The sequence below is a fragment of the Salinibaculum rarum genome (genome assembly GCF_030505615.1).
Taxonomy (GTDB): domain Archaea; phylum Halobacteriota; class Halobacteria; order Halobacteriales; family Haloarculaceae; genus Salinibaculum; species Salinibaculum rarum.
Window position 1 is genome coordinate 1,107,933 of the sequence record NZ_CP129992.1, and the last position, 21,731, is coordinate 1,129,663.

Below are 21,731 nucleotides of genomic sequence, written 5' to 3' on the forward strand. Positions count from 1 at the left end.
TCGAAGGGGCGGCGCCCGACTAATCCTGTGCGTCGACGACAGCGACGCCGGCCAGGTTGACGATATCTTTGACCTCGTCACCGCGCTGGAGGACGTGGACGGGCGCGTCCATCCCGGCGAGCATCGGCCCGATAGCTTCGGCACCGCCGAGCCGCTGGAGGAGTTTGTAGCCGATGTTCCCCGCCTCGAGATTGGGGAAGACGAGGACGTTCGCTGGGTTATCGAGGTCGATGAAATCGTAGTCCCCAGTCAGCATCTCCTCGACGACGGCGGTGTCTGCCTGCATCTCACCGTCGACCGGGAACTCGACGTCCGGGTCCGCACGGAGGCGCTCGGCCGCGCGGCGGGGTTTCCGAGTGCCCGGATTGTCGACCGTTCCGAAATCGGAGTACGACAGCAGCGCGGCGCGTGGCTCGACGTTGAACTGCCGGGCCACGTCGGCGGCGTGCCGGGTCACCTCCGCGAGCACCTCGGCGCTCGGGTCTTGGTTAACTGTCGTGTCCGCACAGAAGATGACGCGGTTCTTGAACGTCAGCATGTAGACGCCGGCGGCGTAGTCGGTATCGTCGTCGGTGCCGATAATCTGCAGGGGCGGTTTGAGCGCGGCGCCGTAGTGGTGGGTCAGCCCCGTCAACACGGCGTCGGCGTCGCCCATCTCGGCCATGACACTGCCCAGGTAGTTGCCGTCCCGCATCAGGTCCTCGGCTTCCTCCCTGCTTACGCCCTTCCGCCGGCGGAGTTCGTGCAACCGGTCGATGTAGGGGTCGAGGTGGTCGCGGCTCGGGTCGACGATTTCGGGCTCGAAGTCCAGGCCGAGCCGGTCGGCGGTCTCCCAGATGCCCTTTCGGTCGCCGATGAGGACGGGCTGTGCGATTCCTTCGTCGACGAGCTGGTAGGCCGCACGCACGATTTTCTCGTCGTCGCCCTCTGCGAAGACGACCCGCTTTGGCTCGCGCTTTGCCTGGTTGAGCACGACCCGCATCATCTCGCGGGACTTGCCCAGCCGGGCCTCCAGTTGCTCGCGGTACTCCGCGAGGTCGAGTTCGTTTCGCGCCGCGCCACTCTCCATGGCCGCGCGTGCGACTGCCGTCGCCACCTCGAACAGCACCCGCGAGTCGAGTGGCTTGGGGATGATGTACTCCGGGCCAAACTGGAGTGGCTCGTCATCGTAGGCTTTCGTGACCGCGTCGGGGACGTCCTCCCGTGCGAGATTGGCGAGTGCCTCGGCGGCGGCGACTTTCATCTCCTCGTTGATTTCGGTCGCACGGGCGTCCAGTGCGCCCCGGAAGATGAAGGGGAAACCCAGCACGTTGTTGACCTGGTTGGGGTAGTCAGACCGGCCGGTCGCCATGATGACGTCGTCGTCGCGGGCGTTCTTGGCGCGTTCGTAGCCGATCTCCGGTTCCGGGTTGGCCATCGCGAAGATGATGGGGTTGTCGGCCATCGACCGGACCATGTCTTCGTCGACGATACCGCCGACCGAGAGGCCGACGAACACGTCTGCACCCTCCATCGCGTCCGCGAGACTCCCCGGCTCGGAACTCGCAAAGGGGAGCGTATACCGGGTAAGGTCGGTGCGGTCCGTCGAGAGAATCCCGTGTTCGTCACACATGGTTATGTTGTCCGAATCGACGCCCAGCGAGACGTAGAAGCGAGCCGTCGCCGTCGCCGCGGCCCCCGCGCCGGCAAAGACCACGTTGAGGTCTTCCAGTTCTTTTCCGCCCAGTTCTACGGCGTTGAGCAATGCGGCCCCGGAGATGATGGCGGTGCCGTGCTGGTCGTCGTGGAAGACGGGGATGTCCATCCGCTCGCGGAGCTGCCCCTCGATGCGGAAACACTCCGGCGCCTTGATGTCCTCTAAGTTGATGCCCCCGAAGGTCGGCTCCATCGCCGCGACGGCTTCGACGAACGCGTCGGCGCTGTCGAGGTCGAGTTCGACGTCGAACACGTCGATGTCGGCAAAGCGCTTGAACAGGACGCCTTTCCCCTCCATGACCGGCTTCGAGGCCTGTGCGCCGATGTCACCGAGTCCGAGTACTGCGGAGCCATCGGAGACGACGCCGACGAGGTTCCCCTTCGCGGTGTAGGTGTAGGCCTCGTCCGGGTCGTCGTCGATGGCCCGACAGGGGGCAGCCACGCCCGGCGAGTACGCGAGACTCAGGTCTCGCTGCGTGTTGGTCGGCTTGGTCGTCGAAATCTCTATCTTTCCCGGTGGGTCCTGACTGTGGTAGTCGAGTGAGTCTTCGTCGAGTCCCATATTGAACACTCTGAGGGGAAGAACCGTAAATCGCACTTGCACTGTCATCACTTGACGCGGGATGGGCCGGCGACACCAACCATTAAGCGCCTCGGTGTCCGACCGGTGGCCAATGACCGACGTTGCGACGGCGTTCGTGCCGGGCCACATCACCGGATTCTTCACCAAAGACGCGGACCCGGACCCGACGAAAGCCGGCTCTCGCGGCGGGGGGCTGACACTCTCCGACGGCGTGACGGTGACGGTCCGGCCGAGTGACGACCCCGAGACGTATCTCGACGGCGACCCCGTCGAGATGGGGGCTGTCGACCGCGTCCTCGACGCCCTCGACGTCTCGGCGCAGGTTCGTGGGGTCACTGACCTCCCGCTTGGCTCCGGATTCGGCGTCTCCGGGGCGATGGCACTCGGGACGGCACTCGCGGCCAACGATGCCTTCGAGCGAAAACTCTCCGAGCGGGAACTGACGACCATCGCACACGGCGCGGAAGTCCAGGCGGGGACCGGCCTCGGCGACGTGGTCGCACAGGCCCGCGGGGGCGCGCCGATTCGACTCGAACCGGGCGGGCCACAGGACAACGAACTCGACGGTATCCCCGCTCGCTCGCGCGTGGAGTATCACGTCATCGGGCAACTCTCGACGGACGATGTCCTGGCCGATGCTGGCGACAAGCTCACCCAGGCAGGGACTCGCGCGCTCTCGATGGTCGTCGGGGAGCCGACCCTCGAGACGTTCATGCGTGCCGCCCGGCAGTTCTCCCGGGAGGCCGACCTGATTACGCCCGACGTTCGAGAGGTCATCCTGGACGTCTCCGAGGCCGGCGGCACTGCCGCGATGGCGATGCTCGGCCGGACGGTCTTCGCGCTCGGGACCGGCCTCTCGGATGCCGGCTACGACCCCGATGTCTGCCGGATTCACCCCTGTGGCGGGACACTCCAAGAGCCAGGCGAGTAGTCTCTCCCTCACTCACTCGGTGTCGTCCCACTCGATTGTCTCCGAGCGGTCGGTCTCGCGGAGGACGAACGGCCCGATTGCCAGGGTTCGCTTGGCGATGGTCGCAATCCGCAACACGTAGGCGAGCAGGATGACGAAGGGGGCAAGCGCTATCGTCGTCGCAGCGCTGACCACCCAGACGAGGTTGTCGACGCCGAGCGTCGTACCGATGATAGTGCCTGGCGTGTCCAGAAAGAGGACGCCAGCGATAGCGACGACGAGCGCCGGGACGGCGGCATAGAGGATAGACCGTGAGAGGTTGATTAGCTCCCACTGGAAGTACAGCGTCTTGATGTGTTCGCGGGCCGGGCCGAACAACCGCAGTGTCTCGAGGAGGTCATCGAGTGCTTCGTCGGCGTCATCGGTGAGCACGTCCCCGTACTCCGTCTGGAGCCGCTTTCCCTCGTAAATCTTCCACGAGTAGTTGTAGTCGAGGGCTGCGTGGAGAACCTCGAAGGTTCCGAACTCGGCGTCGGCCAGGCGCTCGTTGACGTGTGCTGCGTTGGCTTCGAGCCCGTCGGTGTAGCTGTTGACATCTTTCCAGACGTCGCCGGTGTCCTCGACGGCTGTGGCGAGTGCGTCGGCCTGCGTTCGCGTCGCGTCGACGAGTGACTGGAGGAACGCAGCGGGTTCCGGCGGACTCACGTTGGCATCGATGAGGTCGGCAGCGTCCGCACGAAACTGCATCGCCCCCTCCATGCGCTCGCGCTGGTCACCGGCCGCACCCAGTTCCTGTGAGATGACCAGTTGTGTGATAGTGACGACGAGCGTGACGCCGGTGATGATGGCGGTCACGAGTGCTTGAAACAGCGTCTCGTTTGGGTCTGACTGTCCCAGTACCCTGCGCAACGGGACCGGTGCGAACGCGCTAACGAGCACCAGGACACCGAAGAATCCGGCGAGGATGCCGGCAGTCACGAGCCATCGGTCGGCGTTCAGGAGCGCCCAGAGCTTCCAGCTACTCTCCGCCGCACGGCCACGCATCGTACCGGCATCGCCGCTCTCGGCCGCCGAGTCGGTCATACGCCCCCTACACGACCATGCGTGTTCAGCCTTGTTCATGCCAGTCTGCTTTTGCCGCTGGGTCCCCCACCCTCGGTATGGACGACATCGACGTGCCGGAGAGTCACCCGCGCTACCAGTCGCTTCTGACGCGCCACCGCATCGAAGACGGGGTCGAGAAGGGCATCACGAGCCAGCAGGGACTCATCGCGCAGGGCCGGGGCGAAACCTTCGATTACCTCCTCGGTGAGGAGACGATTCCCAGCGCCGACGATGCGGCGCGTGCTGCCGCCGCCCACCTCCTGCTCGCTGACCATCCCGTCCTCTCGGTCAACGGCAACGTCGCAGCGCTGGTCCCCGGCGAGACGGTCGATCTCGCGGACGCGACCGGTGCCGACATCGAAGTCAACCTCTTCAACCGCACCGAAGAGCGCATGCAGGCCATCGCCGACCACCTCCGGGCGCACGGTGCCGAGACCGTCAAGGGGCTGACTGCAGACGGACGGATTCCGGGACTGGACCACGAGCGCGCCAAAGTCGACGCCGACGGCATCGGGGCGGCCGACGTCGTGGTCGTGCCACTGGAAGACGGTGACCGCGCGGCGGCGCTCGCGGAGATGGGCAAAACCGAAATCGTCGTCGACCTCAACCCGCTCTCGCGGTCGGCCGAGAGCGCGACGGTCCCGATAATCGACAACATCATCCGTGCACTGCCGACCGTGACCGCCCACGCACGCGACCTCGCGGACGCAGACGAGTCGCAGTTGCGAGCAATCGTCGACGAGTTCGACCCCGAGGAAACGCGGGCCGCAGCAGAAGACGCGATTCGGTCGGGCGAACTGGCGTGACACTCTCAGTCGCTCCGGTTTGACAGCGTCTCCCCGTGTCTTTACGGTCGCTCGGCCCCACTCACCGGTATGAGCCTGCAGGTCGACGTCAGGAAACTTGACCTTTTCAACAAAATCTCCAAAGAGGGGTCACGGCGGGTGGCTGACAGCCTGAGCCAGATGACCGGTATCGACGCCCGAATCCACGTCTCGATGCTCAACTTCCTCGCCATCGAGGACGTCAAGACCCACCTCGGTCACGAGAAGAAAGTCGGCATCCACGTCGAGTTGACCGAGTCCCCACACGGCTACGTGCTCTTTATGCTGACACCTCGCGACAGCAAGCGCCTCGCCCAGCTCATGCTGCCGGGCGACGGCGGTGACACGGGGTCTGGCTTTACCGACATGGAGCGGTCGGCGATTCAGGAGATTGGAAACATCATGACCTCGGGGTACATCGACGGCTGGGCGAACGTCCTCGATACGACAATCGACATGGGGACCCCGGAGTTTACCTTCGGACCGGCCCACAAAATCATCCAGAAGATGGGCGGGTGGCCCGACGAGGACATGGTCTTCGTCCTCGACTCGAAAATCGTCGCCGGCGGCGAGGACATAGACCTGACCGTCTACACCTTTCCGCGACTGCGCGAACTCGTCGACCTCGTCCAGAAAATCGACGTCGAGACCGACATCGAGACCGATACTGTCGCCGACGAAAGTCTGACCAGCTACTGACTGCCGTTCTCCGTTCCTGACGTTGCCTCGAGTAGCTCGATTGCGCGCTCGGCTGCTTCTGTCGCCGTCTCACCGAAGACGTACGTCACCGGCGGGATGCCGAAGGTTCCCTCGTGGTAGATGACCCGTGGGACCTCGCCGCGTTCGTCGAATCGCTCGCGGAGTCGCCGGCCGCGATTCTCGTACCCGGCCTCGAACTGCAGTGGGTCGTAGCCCTGCTCGCGGGCGGCCACAAGGAGCCCGTCGGAGGTCGCGAGGTTCAGCGCGCCACGAACGTCGGGGTCTGTGCTCATCGCGGCCAGAATCGTCTCCGCGACACGCTGGGAGGCACCGAACTCCGAGTCAGCCGGCACGATGACCCGCGACCCGACCGTCTGGAGGCGACCCGGTACCGCGGCCACGTCCGTCTCGTCTGTCGCACCCGGCACGGCAGTTCCCACGTTGGTGCCGACGTTGGGGATGTGGGCAGCGATACCGCGGGCGTTCGCCAGCCGACGTGACGCTCGGCGGACGGCGGCCAGTGCGGCACGTTCGGCCGCGACGGCGTCGTCGCTGCCGCGAACACAGAGGTCACAGCCGATGCCTTCGAGGGCAGGCATCTCTTCCTCGTGGACCGCACAGATGGGACCGCGGTCCTCGAACTCGCGAATCAGTGCCAGTAGCTCGCCGAGCGCTTCGTAGCCGTCCATCGACCCGGAGACGAAGCCGTCGGCGATCGTCTCGACGGTCGTCTGGAGGCGCTCGTCCTCGACGAACCGCTCTTCGACTGCGGTGTCGCCGCTGACGTACTGACTGACCGCCGCCTGACTCACGCCGAGATGGTCGGCAATCTCCTGCTGGGTGAGTCCACGGTCGTCCAGTTCGGCGGCGAGGACGACACGGACTGTCGGGAGGAACCGCTCGACGACGATTTCGCTCGGAAACCGCAGCGTCATGGCTACCGGTTCGGGCGGCCATGTGATAAGTCCATCCGACGACGCCGTACAACCGACTTGTACAGACTTATTATAACGAAAGTGATAACACCACCGGCTACTAACACTCGGTTGTATGAGTCAAGAAACGCAGTTCAGCGACGTCGGCGAAGCAGAGGTCACACGAGCAATCGGTCAGGAGTGGACAGAGGAGTTCATGGACTTCTCCGATTCCGATGTCATCATCGTCGGTGGCGGTCCCTCCGGGTTGATGGCCGCGAAGGAACTCTCCGAACGGGGTATCCAGACGATGGTCGTCGAGAAGAACAACTACCTCGGCGGCGGCTTCTGGCTCGGCGGCTTCCTGATGAACAAGGTGACGGTGCGAGGGCCGGCCCAGCACGTCCTCGACGAACTGGACGTCGACTACAAGCAATCTAAAGATTCGGAGGGGCTGTACGTCGCCAACGGCCCGGAGGCCTGTTCCGGCCTCATCAAGGCCGCGTGTGACGCCGGTGCGAAGATGCAGAACATGACCGAGTTTACGGACATCGTCATCCGCGAGGACCACCGCGTCGGCGGTATCGTGATGAACTGGACGCCGGTCCACGCGCTCCCCCGCGAGATTACCTGCGTCGACCCCATCGCCGTCGAGGCCGACCTGGTCATCGACGCCACCGGACACGACGCGATGGCCGTCAAGAAACTCGACGAGCGCGGCGTCCTCAACGCGCCGGGTCTCGAAGACGAAGCCAGCGGGATGGACCAGACCGACGACGACACCTACGGCGCACCCGGCCACGACTCGCCGGGCCACGACTCGATGTGGGTCGGCGAGAGCGAGGACGCGGTCGTCGAACACACCGGCCTCGCCCACGACGGACTCATCGTCACCGGGATGGCGACGGCGACGACCTACGGCCTCCCGCGGATGGGACCGACCTTCGGTGCCATGTTGCTGTCGGGCAAACGCGCCGCCCAGGAAGCCATCGACGAACTCGGCGTCGACGCCGACGCCGTCGAGATGACCACGCGCGCCGAACCCGCCGACGACTGAAGCTCCAGTTTCTCCTCTCTGCCTCTCTTTTTGCTGTCGTCACACTCCGATAGACGCCTGTCGTCCCCCGCGCATAAATAGTGGGTATATGTCTACAACAATTGCGTACAGAGAAAAGAAATAATACTACGAGGCGCTATTGGTTGATAGACACTGTCTAAACATCTTCAAAGATGAGCGAAACCCAAACCAAAATGGCCGAGACCGAACTGGAGGGGGAGAGCGAGGCGGTACGGATGGTCCTCTGGACGCGCCGTCCAGTCTGTGGCCCACGGACGGACGTCATCGACCGCCTGAGTAGCATGCGCGCAGACGGGACAATCGGTTCCTTTACCGTCGAGACCTGGCCAGACGAGGTGGCAATCTCCGAACACACCGAACACGCACGCGTCGTCGAAGTGTACAAAGAGTACCTGCTCTGGGCCGAGGAACACAACCTCTCGATTACGCCGCCGTTCGAGCGTCGGACTGCGACCTCACTCGTCGGGGGCACAGAGGACGTTCTCACGGTCCCGATTATGTGTCTGGCCGTCTACGACAACGGCCTCAGCGGTGTGTATCCCTGCACCAGCGAGCACCGAACCTGGAGTGTCACCGATTACCTCGATGCCTACGAACGTGCCGGCGGTCGGCCGGCGACAGCCGAGAACGAGGTCGAATCCCCCGTCTACGAGAGCTGAACCACACGACGACTTTTTCACACCTGTTAGGCATACGACTGGTGACTCTCGGCCCCCTATCTCCTGGTATGGAACCAAGACTCATCACCGAAGGGGACGGCGACGCAATCTTCCAGTCAGGGGCCAAAAGCGAGTGGCTCCGGACAGACACCGTGGTCGACCTCGCTGACTGGAACTGAGGCGGACTGTCATCGAACCGAAAGCTGTTTTCGGCGTTTTGTTCCTAGGTTGGGTATGACCACCGGAGCGGCCACGCCCGTCGACCGGGTGACGCTCTATCGTGCCCCCACGACCGAGGCAGACGCCGACGGTATCGCCGAGTGGCTCCGCGACCGCATCGACGCGACTGTCGAAGTCCGGGACCGCTTTCTTTCCCGGTACGCCGACGACGACATCGCAGAGGAGTTCGCCGCAGCGCGCGTTCTCGACCCCTACGACCGCGAGACCGGCAACACGATGCTGGGTATCGTCCGCTACGAGGAACGCGCTCTCGAGAACCCCGAGCGTGCCGGCGGCGTCATCTACGACGGACTGCAGGTCCAGCAGATTCTGGGCCAGCGCATCCCCCAGCGCGAACGCAGTCTCGACCACCTCCACGTCCCCCTCCTCGACCGGGTCGTCGGGACGTGGGGCGACCACGACGGGCGCTGGCACAAGCGCGTGAACGTCCTCGGCCAGCCCGCGCTCGTCTCGGTGCCCGGCCTCTACGAGGCGCCCGCGAAACCCGAACAGTACTACAAAGAACAGCAAAAACACGCGATGCTCTCCGGGGATTCACCGCCGCGAGAAGTGCTCGAAAACGAAGTCGAGGGGGAGTTTCTCGTCGCCGACGACCCCCGGACGACCGAGGCGCTGTGTGGGTACGTCCTCCAGGCGTACCACTATCTCGCGACTGGCGAGTCGTTCTGCGACGACGCGGACTGTCGACTCCACAATCCACACCGCCAGCCGGGTGTCGTCGAGGCACAGCTCCGTGAACCGGAATTTTGCGATGCCCACGCCGAGGCGTACGGACCGTAGTCACTCGACGCGCCCAGCCAGCACGCCGAGATACCCGCCTGCGAACGTCTCGAAGCGGCGCTGCTCTGTCCGCTTGGCCAGCGTCTTCCGCGCTCGAGTGACCCGCTTTTCGAACGTCGTGGCGTGTGACGACCGCGACAACCGGGCGCCTGGCGCCGATAGCCGAACGAATCCTTCGAAGGCAAGATTGAGTGGTACGGCGAGCGCGCCGTCGCTCCGCTGGAAGTTCAACAGCGCGACGCGTCCGCCCGGGCCGACGAGGTCACACCACCGCTCGACTGCCGGCGCGGGGTCGTCGAACATCCCGACGACGAAGGTCGCGAGAACCGCGTCGGCGTCGTCGACTGGCGGCCGGGTCGCGTCGGCCTGTACGTAGTCGACTCCCCGACCCACACGTTCGGGGTGGGTCCGCGCCCGCGCGAGCATCTCCCTGGTGAGGTCGATGCCGACGACCCGGCCCGACGGCCCGACGCGGTCGCGGAGGTGGGGAACGTTCGCGCCAGTGCCACAGCCCATCTCGACGACGGTATCGCCCGCCGAGAGTCCAAGGAAATCAGCGGTCCGGGCACGCCACGAGCGCAGTCCGGGCAGGTCCGCGAGCCGGTCGTACAGCCGCGCCCACTGCCCGTAGAAGCGCTGGGCCGGTTCGCTCATGCAATCGTTCGCAGTCGCTCGGCGACGGTCACGGCGTCCGGGCCGAGAATGTAGACGATTGGCTCGATGCCCATCGCACCGGTCTGGTAGAGGACGTCTGCATTGGGGTTCGTTTCCAGTGCAGCGGCGATACCGTCTTCGAGGTCCACTTCGGCGTCGAACTCTACGACGGTCAGTCCTGCCGACTCGAGTGTCTCGACCGTCTCCTCGCTGTAGGCGACGTTCAGCGCCGCGCGCCGGTCACTGCCGGCAGCGCGTGCCGCGAGCAGGACGTTCGCGACGTGCTGGCTGACGCCGAACTCCGGTTCGCCCGGCACTGTCGTCTGCCCGCCCACGTCGAGGAGGCGCCCGGGAACTGCCGCCACGTCCTCGATGCGTTCGGCGTCGGGCAGCGCCTCGACGAGATTCGACCCGACCGCGGGAATCAGCGGCGCGAAACCCCCGGTGTTCTCGAGAATCCGGAGCCCCTGTCGGACTGAGGCGCGGACGCGGCCGGCCTCGCGGAGTCGGCTGTCGGGGTCGTGAACTGCAAAGTCCGCGCCGTAGTCGTCGAGGTCGGGCACGGCTTCGGCGTGGAGGTCCGACAGCGTCCCGCCCTCTTCGAGTTCCCGGATGCAGACCTCCGCCTCGACTAACGCCTCGGTGGTGGTCATGCTCCCGTCTGCGAGGCCGTCCGCCAGGCGGTCGACCAGTTCGCGGACGCGCTCGTCGGCGACCAGCCGCTCGTTGCGCCCGACCTCTCCGTGGACGTACTTCGAGACGGCGCTCTGGCTGATGCCCAGCAGGTCCGCCACCTCGCTCTGGGTCAGCCCTTGCTCGCGCAACTGCTCGGCCAGCAGCGACCGGAAGGTCGGCAGGAATTCGTCGACGACGAGTTCTTCGATAAAGTGCATCTGTTACTGGTCGCCTCCGAACTCTCTATCGCCCTGTATCTTCGACGCCTGCGGGCCTTCCTGGCCCTGATACTTCGACCCGCGTTCGGCACCGTAGGGGCGGTCGGCGGGCGTCTTCAACTCGGTGAAGGTCAACTGCGAGATGCGCATTCCGGGCGTGAGCGACACCGGCGCGCGCCCCAGATTCGAGAGTTCGAGCGTAATCTGTCCCTCGTAGCCGGGGTCACAGAGACCGGCCGTCGCGTGCACCACGATTGCGAGTCGGCCCAGCGAGGAGCGCCCCTCGACGTGTGCGATGAGGTCGTCGGGAATCGCGACGCGTTCGTGGGTCGTTCCCAGTACGAAGTCGCCGGGGTGGAGGATGTACTCGCCGTCGGGGTCGACGTCAGTTTCTTCGACGTACTCTTCGACTTCCTGCTCGCTGTTGGGATGGATACAGGGGATGTTGGCGTGCTGGAATTCGAGAAACGTCTGGCCCAGCCGGAGGTCGACGCTGGCGGGCTGAATCTGCAGTTCGGGGTCGTCGAGCGGCTCGACGACGAGGTCGCCCTCGTCCAGCCGCCGTGCGATGTCCGCATCCGAGAGTATCATACCTCTCTCACCGTTCGTGGGGCGTTAAAATCTCCCGGTCGATTGCCCCGACGGTCAGCCCTTAGTACCGTCGGCCCCCAGCGAGTGTATGAAGCAGGCGATTGTCGCCCGTGCAGACCTCGGGATGGGCGAGGGCAAACTCGCCGCGCAGGTCGCACACGCTTCGCTGATGGCCTACGAGGACGCCCCCGCCAGCGACAAAAAGGAGTGGAAGGGCGGCGGCCAGAAGAAGGTCGTCCTCCAGGCCAACGGCGAGCAGGCGCTGTTCGAACTCGCAGAGAAGGCCAAAGCCGAGCGGCTCCCCCACGCCATCGTCCGGGACGCCGGACACACCGAACTCGAACCTGGCACGGCCAGTGCTCTCGCGGTCGGCCCCGCGTCGGACAACCGTATCGACACCGTGACCGGTGACCTCTCGCTGTACTGAACGCAACGGGCCGTCTTTGCAGGCGTCAGAAGGCCTATATAGAACTATCCCTTACCTCGGGTGAGTAGAACACCCCCCGATACAATGCAAGATAACCAACAGCAGGCATACGACCGTGGTATCACTATCTTCTCGCCGGACGGGCGACTCTACCAGGTGGAGTACGCACGCGAGGCCGTCTCGCGTGGGAGCGCGAGTGTCGGCGTCCGAACGACAGACGGCGTGGTCCTCGCGGCGGACCGACAGATTCGCTCGCCGCTTATCGAGCGCGAGAGCATCGAGAAACTGCACAAAATCGACGACCACGTCGGCGTCGCCAGCGCCGGACACGTCGCCGACGCGCGCAAACTCGTCGACGTGGCACGACAGGAAGGGCAGATCAACCGCCTCCGCTACGACGAACCCGTCGGCGTGGAGACACTGACCAAGGCGATTACCGACCACGTCCAGCAGTACACCCAGACCGGTGGCGCGCGACCGTTCGGCGTCGCCTTGCTGGTGGCCGGTATCGAGGATGGCGAACCGCGCCTGTTCGAGACCGACCCCTCGGGGACGCCCTACGAGTGGCAGGCCACCGCAGTCGGTGGCGGCCGCGACGAAATCATGGGCCACCTCGAAGAGGAGTACTCGACGGAGATGGACCTGCAGGGCGGTATCGGGCTCACACTGGAGGCGATGGCCGAGGCCAGCGAGGACGGCCTCGACCCCGATGGCGTCCACGTCGCGACAGTCGACGTCGAAACAGAGCAGTTCACCACGCTCTCCTCGGAGGAGGTCGCGACGCACCTCGACGAACGCGACATCAACAGTGAGGACCAATGATGGACACGACTGACCCCTACGAACCCGAACTCGCACCGTTTCAGGAATCGGACCAGTCCGGCGCGGACGACGACACCGTCGCCAAGACTGGCACGACTACCGTCGGCATCACGACGCCCGACGGCGTCGTCATCGGGACCGACCGCCGAGCCTCGCTCGGTGGCCGCTTCGTCTCGAACAAAAACGTCGTCAAGGTCGAGCAGATTCACCCGACCGCGGCGCTTACCCTCGTCGGCTCCGTCGGTGGCGCACAGTCCTTTATCCGGACGCTGCGCTCGGAGGCAAGTCTCTACGAGACGCGCCGCGACGAGCCGATGTCGATTCACGCGCTGGCGACGCTCGCGGGTAACTTCGCCCGTGGCGGTCCCTTCTTCGCCATCAACCCAATTCTGGGTGGTGTCGACGACGAGGGCAGCCACGTCTACAGCATCGACCCGGCCGGCGGTGTCATGGAAGACGACTACACCGTCACCGGCAGCGGGATGCAACTCGCCCACGGGGCGCTCGAAAACCAGTACGACGAGGACCTCTCCATCGAGGAGGCACAGACCCTCGCCGCACGCGCAGTCAACGCCGCGACCGAGCGTGACACCGGCTCCGGGAACGGGCTGGCGCTGGCGACGATTACCGAGGACGGCGTCGACATCGAGGAGTTCGACGACGTCACCGAGTTGCTGTAACGACACCCGTTCTCGACAGGTGTTTATCGCCACGCGTCGTGGGTCCCGCTGAACGGATGCGCGAGGCCCACGACATCGAACGGCAGGTCGGCATCGACTACTACGTCAGCGACGCCGACGGTATCGGCGGTCGCCTCCGCGACTCGCCCGCCGATTTTCGCGTGACCGAACTCGAACTGTTCGACACCGAACCGGTCGACGCCGACCCCGGCGCGTATCCACATCTCGTGGTTCGCGCGACGCTTCGCGACTGGGACACCAACGACTTCGCTGGCGCGCTTTCGGACCGCCTGGGTATCTCTCGTGAACGGGTTTCCTGGGCCGGGACCAAGGACAAGCGTGCCGTCACCACCCAGCTGTTTTCGGTCGACGGCATCGACCCTGACGACCTTCCCGACCTCTCGGATGCCGACGTCGAGGTACTTGGCCGGGCCGGCCGTCCCATTCTGTTCGGCGACCTCGCCGGCAACCGATTCGAGATAACGGTCCGCACTCCCGACGCACCTGGCAACGTCGCCGACATCACCGACGACCTGCAGACGTTCGCCGGTGTCGAGGATGCCGGCCCGGACGAGGGCAACCCCGTCGCAGTCCCCAACTACTTCGGCCAGCAACGGTTCGGGAGCATTCGGCCGGTCACCCACGAGGTCGGGCTGGCAATCGCCCGCGGCGACTGGGAAGGCGCGGTGATGGCCTACGTCGGGAGCCCACACGACCGCGAACCCGAACAAACCCGCGAGGCCCGTGCCGTCGCCGAGACTGGCGACTGGCGGGCCGCACTCGACGTGTTCCCTCGGCACCTCGGCTACGAGCGGTCGATGCTTCACCGACTGGTCGAGAGTGCTGGCGACGAGGATCCAGCAGACTTCCGGGAGGCCTTGGAGACAGTGCCGACGAACCTCCAGCAGTTGTTCGTCAACGCTGCCCAGTCGTACGTCTTCAACCGAATTCTCTCCGAACGACTGGAGCGTGGACTGCCATTCACGACGCCCGTCGTCGGCGACGTGGTCTGTTTCACCGACAGCGACGCACCCGGCGGATTGGCGCTCCCGGATACCAGTCGGACTCAGCGGGTGACCGAGACGCGACACCAGTCGATTACCCGCCACTGCGAACGCGGGCGGGCGTTCGTGACCGCGCCCCTCGTCGGCACCGAGACGGAACTGGCCGACGGCGAGCCGGGCGACATCGAGCGTAAAGTGCTGGAGGACGTCGGAATCGCGCCCGAGGACTTCGACCGGCCTGGTGAGTTCCATTCGGAGGGGACACGTCGCGCGATTGCGGTCCGGACCGACCTTACCGTCGACCGTGACCCGCTGACGTTCTCCTTCGACCTGCCGAAGGGGTCCTACGCGACGGTTCTCATGCGGGAGTACCTGAAGCGGGACCCCGACGACCGCTAAAGCGCGCCGCTTATCGGGACTCGTCCGCCTATCTGTTGACATGGAGTGTCGGCAGTGTGCCACGCCGCTTGACAGGCCCGGTGATTACTGTCTGGTCTGTCACACGGCAAACGCCGACACCGTCGTCCTCGAACTCGGGCGCGAGCGTGCGACGGTCACGACACTCGACGGTGAGACCGTTCACGGCCGCCGCGTCGTGACGACGACGCCCGAACCTGAGGACAGCGAACAGGAACTCACCGAGTTGCGGAACTTCGCGAGCCTGATTGCCGACGAAGTCCGCCGCAAGCGCCCGGAAGAAGTGTACGCGACCGGCGACCGCGACGTACTGCGAGCGGTTCGGGCGGAACTGCGCTACGAGTTTTACCGGGTCGCTGCCGAGGACCCCGTCGAATACGTCATCGAGCGACAGGGGGAGCCATCCCTGGAAGTGGTCGAAGCCTCTGTCGCCGAGAAACTCGGCGGCTCGCACTCGACGCTTATCGGCGGCCGGCAGGGACGGAACGCCCTGAAAGTCGTCGCCGACCACCCACACGTCAAGAAGATAATTCCCGGGCCAATCGACGCCGGGGGGTCGGGATCCCGGACGGGACTGCGTGCGAAGGCGACGCGTGCCGACGACAACGGCAACGTCCGTCTGCTCGTTCGCGACGGGTCGAGCGTCCAGGAGAATCGCGTCGTCACGACGGCCAGCGAGCGCGACCTCGGCGAGTACGTCCGAGCGGACCTGAACGAGGCACTCGTCGAGGCCGAACTACAGGATTGACAGGCGACACGTCTTGCGACCGGCTCCCGGCGTGGCGTGTCGCACAACCGCTTCCCACGCCGGGTCGTTCGTTTCAGAGCACGAGCAGGGATGGCCGACCCTTCGCTGATAAACTCTCGGCTGGCTCGGACGGCCGCTCGCTCGTTCCGCTGTGAATCGTAGGGGTTATTGGGGCGGTACGCAGACAGTACGGTACTATGAGCGAACAGAAGGGCCGGACCGGTAGCGACGGCCGCTTTGGCGCACGGTACGGACGCGTCTCCCGACGACGCGTCGCCGACATCGAGGCGGAAATGAACGAGGACCACACCTGTCCCGACTGCGGTGCAGACCGCGTCGACCGCCAGGGGACGGGCATCTGGACCTGCCAGTCGTGTGGCTACACCTTCACCGGCGGTGCCTACACCCCGGAGACGCCAGCCGGCGAGACGGTCACGCGCTCGATTCGCGCCGCACTCGGCGAGGACGAAGAATAAGGGCCTCCAGCCCTGGTTATCACACATGAGCTACAAGTGTTCCCGATGCAAGCGCGACGTCACGCTCGACGAGTACGGTGGCGTCCGCTGTCCGTACTGTGGCCACCGCGTGCTCCTCAAGGAGCGCAGCCGTGACATCAAAGAAGTCTCCGTCGAGTGACCACGACGCTGTTTTGACCTTCGCGTACGAGGACGCCGAGCGTGCCCGCCGCGTCGAACGTGCTATCCGCCCGGAAATCGGCGATATCGACGGCGACCGCTCGACTGTCTCGCTCGACCGCGAGAGCGCGACGCTCGAACTGACAGTTCACGCGGCAGACCTCGTTGCACTTCGTGCCGGGCTGAACACCTGGTGTACGCTCGTTACCGTCGCCGAGCAGGCCGGCGACGCCGTGGCGTAACTCCTGTCTGGTGGGACCGCCCAGTCCCGAAAGCAAGGGTTTACCACGGCGGACACCCAGGTGATGGATATGCAGGGTAACCTTCCGCCGGAAGCACAGGAGAAACTCGAAGAACTGCAGGACCTTCAGGAGACGGCCCAGCAGGTCGCTGCACAGAAACAGCAGGCAGAGACACAGCTCAGCGAGTCCGAGACGGCCCTCGACGAACTCGAGAACGTCGACGAGGACACCACGATGTACCGCGAAGTCGGCGAACTGCTCGTCAAGACGAACTACGACGACGCAGAGGCGGACCTCGAAGAGAAAGTCGACAGTCTCGAGGTACGCGTCGACACGCTCCAGAAGCAGGAAGAGCGCGTCCAAGAGCAGTTCGAGGAACTGCAGGAAGAGCTCCAGCAGATGCTCGGCGGTGCCGGCGGTGCCATGGGCGGTCCCGGCGCTGGCGGCGCATAAATGGCTTCGACGGGCGACCCAACCGACGACGAGGTCGTCCAGACGGCCGCAGCGGCCGCCGAAGATGTCGTCTTCTCGCGACTCTCTCGGTCGAACGTCGAAGACCTCGATATCACCGTCTCCTTTGACGACGGTATCCTCGAGGTCGACGTGTATTTCAACGCGCCCGACAGCCAGGCCGACACCGGCCGCGTGGCCGAGGACGCGACACTGGCCGCTCGCGCCGCCGTCGACGACCTGTTCGAGTAGTTACTTGGTGTCGGCGGCCGTCTCCTCGTCGAGACGGTTCCCGACCAGTCCCGTTCTGAACGCGATGTAGCCAAGCACGCTCACGAACAGGATTGGCGGCAAAATCAGAAACGCCCACAGAGGCCGGAGTCCCCAGCCCAGCAACAGCATGAGGTTCCCGATGCCGAGCAACACGAACGGGAGGATATACAGCGCCGCTCGCTTGCGGTTGAGGTCGTACTCCTCGCTCGTGGGGACTGCCATACCTGACCGTTCGGCACGCACGTAAAAAAGCGCCGCGTTCGGTGTCGTCCGAGGCGTCAGCGGACGTCGTTCAGGGGATTACGCGGAGGTTTCGTTTTCGGTCGCCGTTTCGTCTGCAGTCTCGTCTTCGTCGTCTTCGAGTTCGTCACTGTCGTCGTCCACGTCATCTTCCGCTGTCTCGTCATCCTCGGTTGCTTCCTCGTCGGCGTCGTCGTCCTGTTCGTCTGCGGCTTGCTCGTCGTCAGCACCGACGAGGTCGCTGATTTGCTCGCCGAGGGTGTCGATGTCGCCATCGAGGTGCTGGTTGACGAGGTCGTGAATCTGACTGACGAAGTCGGGTGCCTGCCCGGGCATGTCAGTCGGTGGGCCGCGACGGTCGTCGGCGTTCCCGCCGGCGCGGTCTGCAGCAGCCGAGTTCCCGCTATCACTCATCTCCGGGCCCGCGTCCGCGGACGCGTCTGTCTCTTCATCTGTGGCGTCAGTCTGATTGTCTGCCTGTCCAGCCTGCGAGTCGGCCGGTGCGTTGCCCGGCAGTGCTGCGGCCCCTGCGGTGGCGACCAGCAGCACAGCGAACAGCACGCCGACGGTCTTTGTTAGCTTCATGTTGCACTCGACACTGGGTGCCAGACGGTCTTGAAGGGGGCAAGCGCTCAACGCGTCTTCCCCTCGAATTGGGTCGAATTAACTGTTCTATGGCCGATTTAAGCCGGATTAAACCGAGTGAACGGTCGGCTGGCGGGGTCTTTCCCCGTCGAGGCGAGACTGAGGTGGCTGTCCTCGCTGCTCGCGCCTTCGAGACGGTCACGTCGTTCACGCGTCGCCACTCGCGGGTCGCGCCCGCTCCCGTGCTCGTATCTTCGAGGTTCTTCCGTTCAGTCAGAACCTCGCTGTTCGCGGCTCGCTTCCTCGCCGCTCACTATCCCGAGACGTTCGCGTTGCTCACGTCTCGCTTCCCACGCAGTCTTTTCATACCCGGCGCACCTACGACACGTATGGAACACGAGGCAACGGTCGAGGGCGTCGGTGTCGGGGTCAGCGACGAGGGACCCGGCGCGCCGGTGGTCGTCCTGCAGGCCCGCGAGGAATTCATCCCTATCTTCATCAGCTCTGACCAGGCCCAATCGATGCAACTCGCACTGGAGGGGGAGCCCTTCGAGCGGCCGCTGACCCACGACCTCTTCGTCGAGATGGTCGCGGAGTTTGGCGCGGCCATCGACCGCATCCGAATCGACGACCTCGCCGACGGGACCTTCTACGCCAAAATCGACACCGAACAGTACCACGGCGGCGAGCGCAAGCAGGCCGTCTTCGACGCTCGTCCCTCCGATGGCATCGCGCTTGGCCTCCGCGTCGACTGCCCTATCATCGTCTCCGACGCGGTGGTCGACGAGGCCGGCCGCCCGCCGGAGGCGTTCGAAACTGACGAGCAGGATGTCGACGACGACTCCGAATTTGGCGACCCGTTCTGATGAGCTACGACGCACTCTTGCTTGACCACGACGGTGTTATCGTCACGCTCGGTGACCGAACCGCGCTCTCGGCCGCCGCGCGCGATGCACTCGAAGCCGTCGGCGTTGCCGACCCGGCGCCTGACGCCGTCGATACGCTCTCGGTTGCCGTCTCTCCGACTGAACTCGATGCGGTGAGCGACCGGTACGGACTCGACCCCGACGACCTCTGGCGTGCCCGCGACGACGGCGTCCGCGATGCGCTGCTCGCCGAGACGCGGGCCGGGCGGAAGACACCGTACGACGACGTAAACGCCCTCGTGGACCTCGGTGTCCCCACCGGTATCGTCAGCAACAACCAGACCAGAATCGTGGAATTCGTCCTCGACCACTACGACCTCGCAGACCACTTTGGGACAGTTCACGCTCGTGCGCCCGAACGGTCGAGTCTCGAACGCAAGAAGCCTCAGCCGACGTATCTGGAGGATGCGATGGCCGACCTCGCCGTCGAGAATCCGCTCTACGTCGGCGACAGCGAGAGCGACGTCGAAGCCGGCCAGCGCGCCGGACTGGACGTGGCCTTTCTCCGCCGCGACCACAACGCCGACCAGCCGCTCGACTCGACGCCCGACTACGAGCTGATGGGCCTGGACGAAGTGGTCGAGATTCTGGAACGCGAGAGTCCGAAACTGCAGTAGTTAGGCAACTCTGATAGAACTTTTGCGGTGGCCGGGCGCGCGTACTCGCTATTGCGAGTCGCGCGCCGACGGGGAAGGGCAGGCATGCTTTCCGCGGTGCGGTTGCGGTGGGGCACGACGATAGCACCTGCGAGCGGTGCGAGGCGCGAACAACGTGAGCGCCCGTGAGCGCTCTACCGAGCGTGAGCGGCCTCCACGCGAGCAACGCGAGCGTGGGCTCGTGGGAGCTTGCTCCCACGGTGTTTTTCACTATGTTCGCAAGAGCGAAGCTCTTGCGCAGTATGGAAGACGCGACGCGTCTTCCATGCACATCAGAACGCGAAGCGTTCTGAGGACAGCCCGGCAGAAATCTTCGATTTCTGCGGATGTTTTTGCAAGGACGGTGCGGTGTGCGCCGTCAGGCGCACCCGACACCGGACGCAGGAAAAAGTAGTCGCCTAGTCGTCCGCAATCACGCTCTCGTCGCTTTCCGCGACGAGCCTGTCCATCGCATCCACCATCGCTTCCACCGACGCGCGGGTGATGTCCGAATCGCTCGCAGTCACGGTGACGTGGTCGTCGCCGCGGGACATCTCGATTTCGACGGTGACGATGGCGTCTGTCCCACCGGTGATGGCGTCGACGTGATACGATTCGAGCGACGCGTCTGCGGAGTGGGAGAGTGCGGCCTCGGCGGCGTTCATCGCGGCGTCGACCGGCCCGGAGCCGGTCGCGGCCTGCTCGCGTTCCTCGTCCTCGACGGAGAGGCGAACGCTCGCGGTCGGCGGCGTGACTCCCGAGACGGCGGTCAAATCGAGCAGTTCGACGCGGCGCTCGCGGTCCCGACCCTCGATTTCTTCGGCGATCGTCAGCAGGTCGGCGTCGGTGACGCGCTTGCCGCGGTCGCCGATGGTCTTGACCCGCTCGACGACCTTGTTTATCTGGTCGTCGTCGAGGTCGAAGTCGTGTTCGTCGAGTGCGGCTTTGACACCGGCTCGGCCGGCGTGCTTGCCGAGTGCGAGCCGGCGCTCCCGGCCCACCTTCTCGGGTGGGTACGGCTCGTACATCGCGTCGTCTTTGAGCGTCCCGTCGGTGTGGATACCCGACTCGTGGGTGAAGGCGTTCTCACCGATGACGGCCTTGTTCGGGGCCAGCGGGATGCCGGTGAGCTTGGCGATGAGCTGTGCGAGGTCGTGGACCTCGGTGAGGTCCATCGTCTCGACGCCGTAGCCGTGGTCGAGTGCGATAGCGACCTCTTCGAGCGCGACGTTGCCGGCGCGCTCGCCGATGCCGTTGATGGTGCCGTGGACCATGTCCGCACCCGCCGCGACCGAGACCAGGGCGTTCGTGACCGCCAGCCCGAGGTCGTCGTGTGTGTGGGTGCTCGTCGGTCCAAGGTCGGTCAGCCGGGAGACGATTTCGAGTGTCCGGTCCGGCGTCGCGTGGCCGACGGTGTCGGCATAGCAGACGCGGTCCGCACCAGCGTCGAGCGAAGCACTCATCAACTCTTCTAAGTAGTCGATGTCCGCCCGGGAGCCGTCCTCGCCGATGACCTCGACCCAGAGGTCGTGGTCTTTCGCGTACTCGACGAGTTCGGCGGTCGTCTGGACGTTCTCCTCGTGGGTCGTGCCGACTTTCCCCGTGATGTGTTTGTCACTTGCGGGGACGACGAGGTTGATGCCGTCCACGTTACAGTCCATCGCGAGGTCGATGTCGTTTTTGATGCCACGGCAGAAGCTCGTCACCGTCGCGTCGAGGTCCAGCGCGGTGACGCGACTAATCGTCTCGCGCTCACCCGCGCCGGTGCAGGCGCTGCCCGCCTCGATGACGTCGATTGCCGCGTCGTCGAGGCCGCGCGCGATGCGTGCTTTCTCGTCGGGTGTTAGCGAGATACCAGGTGCTTGTTCGCCGTCGCGAAGCGTGGTATCGAGGAACTGTACGTCGCCAGCGTCAGAGAGGGGGGTAGTTTCGGGGTGGCCCCCGAATAAATCGATCACTGGTCATGTGTACCATACTGTGTCCTCCGGTCGTGCAGCGTTATAAGTTTGCCCTTTGCCGGTTT

27 protein-coding genes are annotated in these 21,731 nt (G+C 65.0%); 18 read left to right on the plus strand and 9 right to left on the minus strand.

From position 1 onward, the window contains the following. Window positions 1-19: 19 nt before the first annotated feature. Entirely contained in the window at window positions 20-2,257 is a 2,238-nt protein-coding gene (locus tag QYL91_RS06030) for an NADP-dependent malic enzyme (protein WP_302082481.1), read from the minus strand. A gap of 112 nt (window positions 2,258-2,369) precedes the next feature. Here QYL91_RS06030 and QYL91_RS06035 point away from each other — a divergent pair, with 112 nt between their 5' ends. After that, window positions 2,370-3,209 (plus strand): pantoate kinase, encoded by an 840-nt coding sequence (locus tag QYL91_RS06035; RefSeq protein ID WP_302082482.1) that lies wholly within the window; start codon window positions 2,370-2,372, stop codon window positions 3,207-3,209. Between the two features lie 12 nt (window positions 3,210-3,221). Here QYL91_RS06035 and QYL91_RS06040 read toward each other — a convergent pair whose 3' ends face one another. Then, entirely contained in the window at window positions 3,222-4,271 is a 1,050-nt protein-coding gene (locus QYL91_RS06040) for a DUF7972 family membrane protein (RefSeq protein WP_302082483.1), read from the minus strand. Window positions 4,272-4,348: 77 nt separating this feature from the next. Here QYL91_RS06040 and QYL91_RS06045 point away from each other — a divergent pair, with 77 nt between their 5' ends. Continuing rightward, entirely contained in the window at window positions 4,349-5,098 is a 750-nt protein-coding gene (locus QYL91_RS06045) for a 4-phosphopantoate--beta-alanine ligase (protein WP_302082484.1), read from the plus strand. A 69-nt stretch (window positions 5,099-5,167) separates the two neighbouring features. Beyond that, window positions 5,168-5,815, plus strand: coding sequence for a chemotaxis protein CheC (locus QYL91_RS06050; RefSeq protein ID WP_302082485.1), 648 nt, complete (start codon window positions 5,168-5,170; stop codon window positions 5,813-5,815). Here QYL91_RS06050 and QYL91_RS06055 read toward each other — a convergent pair. After that, complete coding sequence (locus QYL91_RS06055) at window positions 5,809-6,750, minus strand: thiamine-phosphate synthase family protein (RefSeq protein WP_302082486.1); 942 nt, start codon at window positions 6,748-6,750, stop codon at window positions 5,809-5,811. The genes QYL91_RS06050 and QYL91_RS06055 overlap by 7 nt on opposite strands. 115 nt (window positions 6,751-6,865) lie before the next feature. On the opposite strand from QYL91_RS06055, the gene QYL91_RS06060 reads away from it, so the two are divergent. The 3 genes from QYL91_RS06060 to QYL91_RS06070 all read left to right on the plus strand — a co-directional run bounded on the left by QYL91_RS06060 (window position 6,866) and on the right by QYL91_RS06070 (window position 9,486). Next, entirely contained in the window at window positions 6,866-7,786 is a 921-nt protein-coding gene (locus tag QYL91_RS06060) for a sulfide-dependent adenosine diphosphate thiazole synthase (protein WP_302082487.1), read from the plus strand. A 173-nt stretch (window positions 7,787-7,959) separates the two neighbouring features. Beyond that, window positions 7,960-8,466 carry an HTH domain-containing protein gene (locus tag QYL91_RS06065; RefSeq protein WP_302082488.1) on the plus strand — a complete coding sequence of 169 codons (507 nt, stop codon included), beginning with the start codon at window positions 7,960-7,962 and terminating at the stop codon, window positions 8,464-8,466. A gap of 234 nt (window positions 8,467-8,700) precedes the next feature. Continuing rightward, complete coding sequence (locus QYL91_RS06070; protein WP_302082489.1) at window positions 8,701-9,486, plus strand: DUF7001 family protein; 786 nt, start codon at window positions 8,701-8,703, stop codon at window positions 9,484-9,486. Here the strand turns inward: QYL91_RS06070 and QYL91_RS06075 are convergent, their stop codons facing one another. From QYL91_RS06075 to dcd, 3 genes are read right to left on the minus strand one after another with little or no spacing between them, the layout of a single operon-like run. Continuing rightward, window positions 9,487-10,140, minus strand: coding sequence for a class I SAM-dependent methyltransferase (locus QYL91_RS06075; protein WP_302082490.1), 654 nt, complete (start codon window positions 10,138-10,140; stop codon window positions 9,487-9,489). After that, window positions 10,137-11,033 carry a thiamine-phosphate synthase family protein gene (locus tag QYL91_RS06080; RefSeq protein WP_302082491.1) on the minus strand — a complete coding sequence of 299 codons (897 nt, stop codon included), beginning with the start codon at window positions 11,031-11,033 and terminating at the stop codon, window positions 10,137-10,139. The genes QYL91_RS06075 and QYL91_RS06080 overlap by 4 nt, the downstream gene beginning before the upstream one ends. 3 nt (window positions 11,034-11,036) lie before the next feature. Then, the gene (gene dcd, locus QYL91_RS06085) at window positions 11,037-11,624 is read right to left on the minus strand and encodes a dCTP deaminase (RefSeq protein WP_302082492.1); all 588 of its coding nucleotides are present in this window, start codon (window positions 11,622-11,624) and stop codon (window positions 11,037-11,039) included. A gap of 88 nt (window positions 11,625-11,712) precedes the next feature. Between dcd and pth2 the strand changes: the two genes are divergently transcribed. From pth2 to QYL91_RS06135, 10 genes are all read left to right on the plus strand, one after another. Next, window positions 11,713-12,051: a peptidyl-tRNA hydrolase Pth2 gene (pth2, locus tag QYL91_RS06090; RefSeq protein ID WP_302082493.1), complete on the plus strand. Its 339-nt coding sequence runs from the start codon at window positions 11,713-11,715 to the stop codon at window positions 12,049-12,051. Window positions 12,052-12,135: 84 nt separating this feature from the next. Further along, window positions 12,136-12,873, plus strand: a complete 738-nt coding sequence (psmA, locus tag QYL91_RS06095; RefSeq protein WP_302082494.1) for an archaeal proteasome endopeptidase complex subunit alpha — start codon at window positions 12,136-12,138, stop codon at window positions 12,871-12,873. Further along, entirely contained in the window at window positions 12,870-13,553 is a 684-nt protein-coding gene (gene psmB / locus QYL91_RS06100) for an archaeal proteasome endopeptidase complex subunit beta (RefSeq protein WP_417750573.1), read from the plus strand. The genes psmA and psmB overlap by 4 nt, the downstream gene beginning before the upstream one ends. A gap of 56 nt (window positions 13,554-13,609) precedes the next feature. Further along, window positions 13,610-14,956, plus strand: a complete 1,347-nt coding sequence (truD, locus tag QYL91_RS06105; protein WP_302082837.1) for a tRNA pseudouridine(13) synthase TruD — start codon at window positions 13,610-13,612, stop codon at window positions 14,954-14,956. A 40-nt stretch (window positions 14,957-14,996) separates the two neighbouring features. After that, window positions 14,997-15,722, plus strand: coding sequence for a DUF2103 domain-containing protein (locus QYL91_RS06110; RefSeq protein ID WP_302082495.1), 726 nt, complete (start codon window positions 14,997-14,999; stop codon window positions 15,720-15,722). Window positions 15,723-15,919: 197 nt separating this feature from the next. Then, entirely contained in the window at window positions 15,920-16,198 is a 279-nt protein-coding gene (locus QYL91_RS06115) for a 50S ribosomal protein L37ae (RefSeq protein ID WP_302082496.1), read from the plus strand. 25 nt (window positions 16,199-16,223) lie between these two features. Continuing rightward, on the plus strand, window positions 16,224-16,358 hold the full coding sequence (locus tag QYL91_RS06120; RefSeq protein ID WP_267638479.1) for a DNA-directed RNA polymerase subunit P: 135 nt from the start codon (window positions 16,224-16,226) through the stop codon (window positions 16,356-16,358). After that, window positions 16,330-16,599 (plus strand): KEOPS complex subunit Pcc1, encoded by a 270-nt coding sequence (locus QYL91_RS06125; RefSeq protein ID WP_302082497.1) that lies wholly within the window; start codon window positions 16,330-16,332, stop codon window positions 16,597-16,599. Before QYL91_RS06120 ends, QYL91_RS06125 begins: the two co-directional genes overlap by 29 nt. 69 nt (window positions 16,600-16,668) lie before the next feature. Next, the gene (locus QYL91_RS06130; protein ID WP_302082498.1) at window positions 16,669-17,052 is read left to right on the plus strand and encodes a prefoldin subunit beta; all 384 of its coding nucleotides are present in this window, start codon (window positions 16,669-16,671) and stop codon (window positions 17,050-17,052) included. Further along, window positions 17,053-17,301: a DUF3194 domain-containing protein gene (locus QYL91_RS06135; protein ID WP_302082499.1), complete on the plus strand. Its 249-nt coding sequence runs from the start codon at window positions 17,053-17,055 to the stop codon at window positions 17,299-17,301. It abuts the gene before it with no gap. Here the strand turns inward: QYL91_RS06135 and QYL91_RS06140 are convergent, their stop codons facing one another. Together QYL91_RS06140 and QYL91_RS06145 are read right to left on the minus strand one after the other, a co-directional pair. Then, complete coding sequence (locus tag QYL91_RS06140) at window positions 17,302-17,544, minus strand: DUF8142 family protein (protein WP_302082500.1); 243 nt, start codon at window positions 17,542-17,544, stop codon at window positions 17,302-17,304. Between the two features lie 78 nt (window positions 17,545-17,622). Further along, window positions 17,623-18,147 (minus strand): hypothetical protein, encoded by a 525-nt coding sequence (locus QYL91_RS06145; protein ID WP_302082501.1) that lies wholly within the window; start codon window positions 18,145-18,147, stop codon window positions 17,623-17,625. 389 nt (window positions 18,148-18,536) lie between these two features. Here QYL91_RS06145 and QYL91_RS06150 point away from each other — a divergent pair, with 389 nt between their 5' ends. Next, window positions 18,537-19,013: a bifunctional nuclease family protein gene (locus QYL91_RS06150; RefSeq protein ID WP_302082502.1), complete on the plus strand. Its 477-nt coding sequence runs from the start codon at window positions 18,537-18,539 to the stop codon at window positions 19,011-19,013. Then, complete coding sequence (locus tag QYL91_RS06155; RefSeq protein WP_302082503.1) at window positions 19,013-19,690, plus strand: HAD family hydrolase; 678 nt, start codon at window positions 19,013-19,015, stop codon at window positions 19,688-19,690. The genes QYL91_RS06150 and QYL91_RS06155 overlap by 1 nt, the downstream gene beginning before the upstream one ends. A 437-nt stretch (window positions 19,691-20,127) precedes the next feature. Here the strand turns inward: QYL91_RS06155 and QYL91_RS06160 are convergent, their stop codons facing one another. Next, window positions 20,128-21,666, minus strand: coding sequence for a (R)-citramalate synthase (locus QYL91_RS06160; RefSeq protein WP_302082504.1), 1,539 nt, complete (start codon window positions 21,664-21,666; stop codon window positions 20,128-20,130). Window positions 21,667-21,731 lie beyond the last annotated feature (65 nt).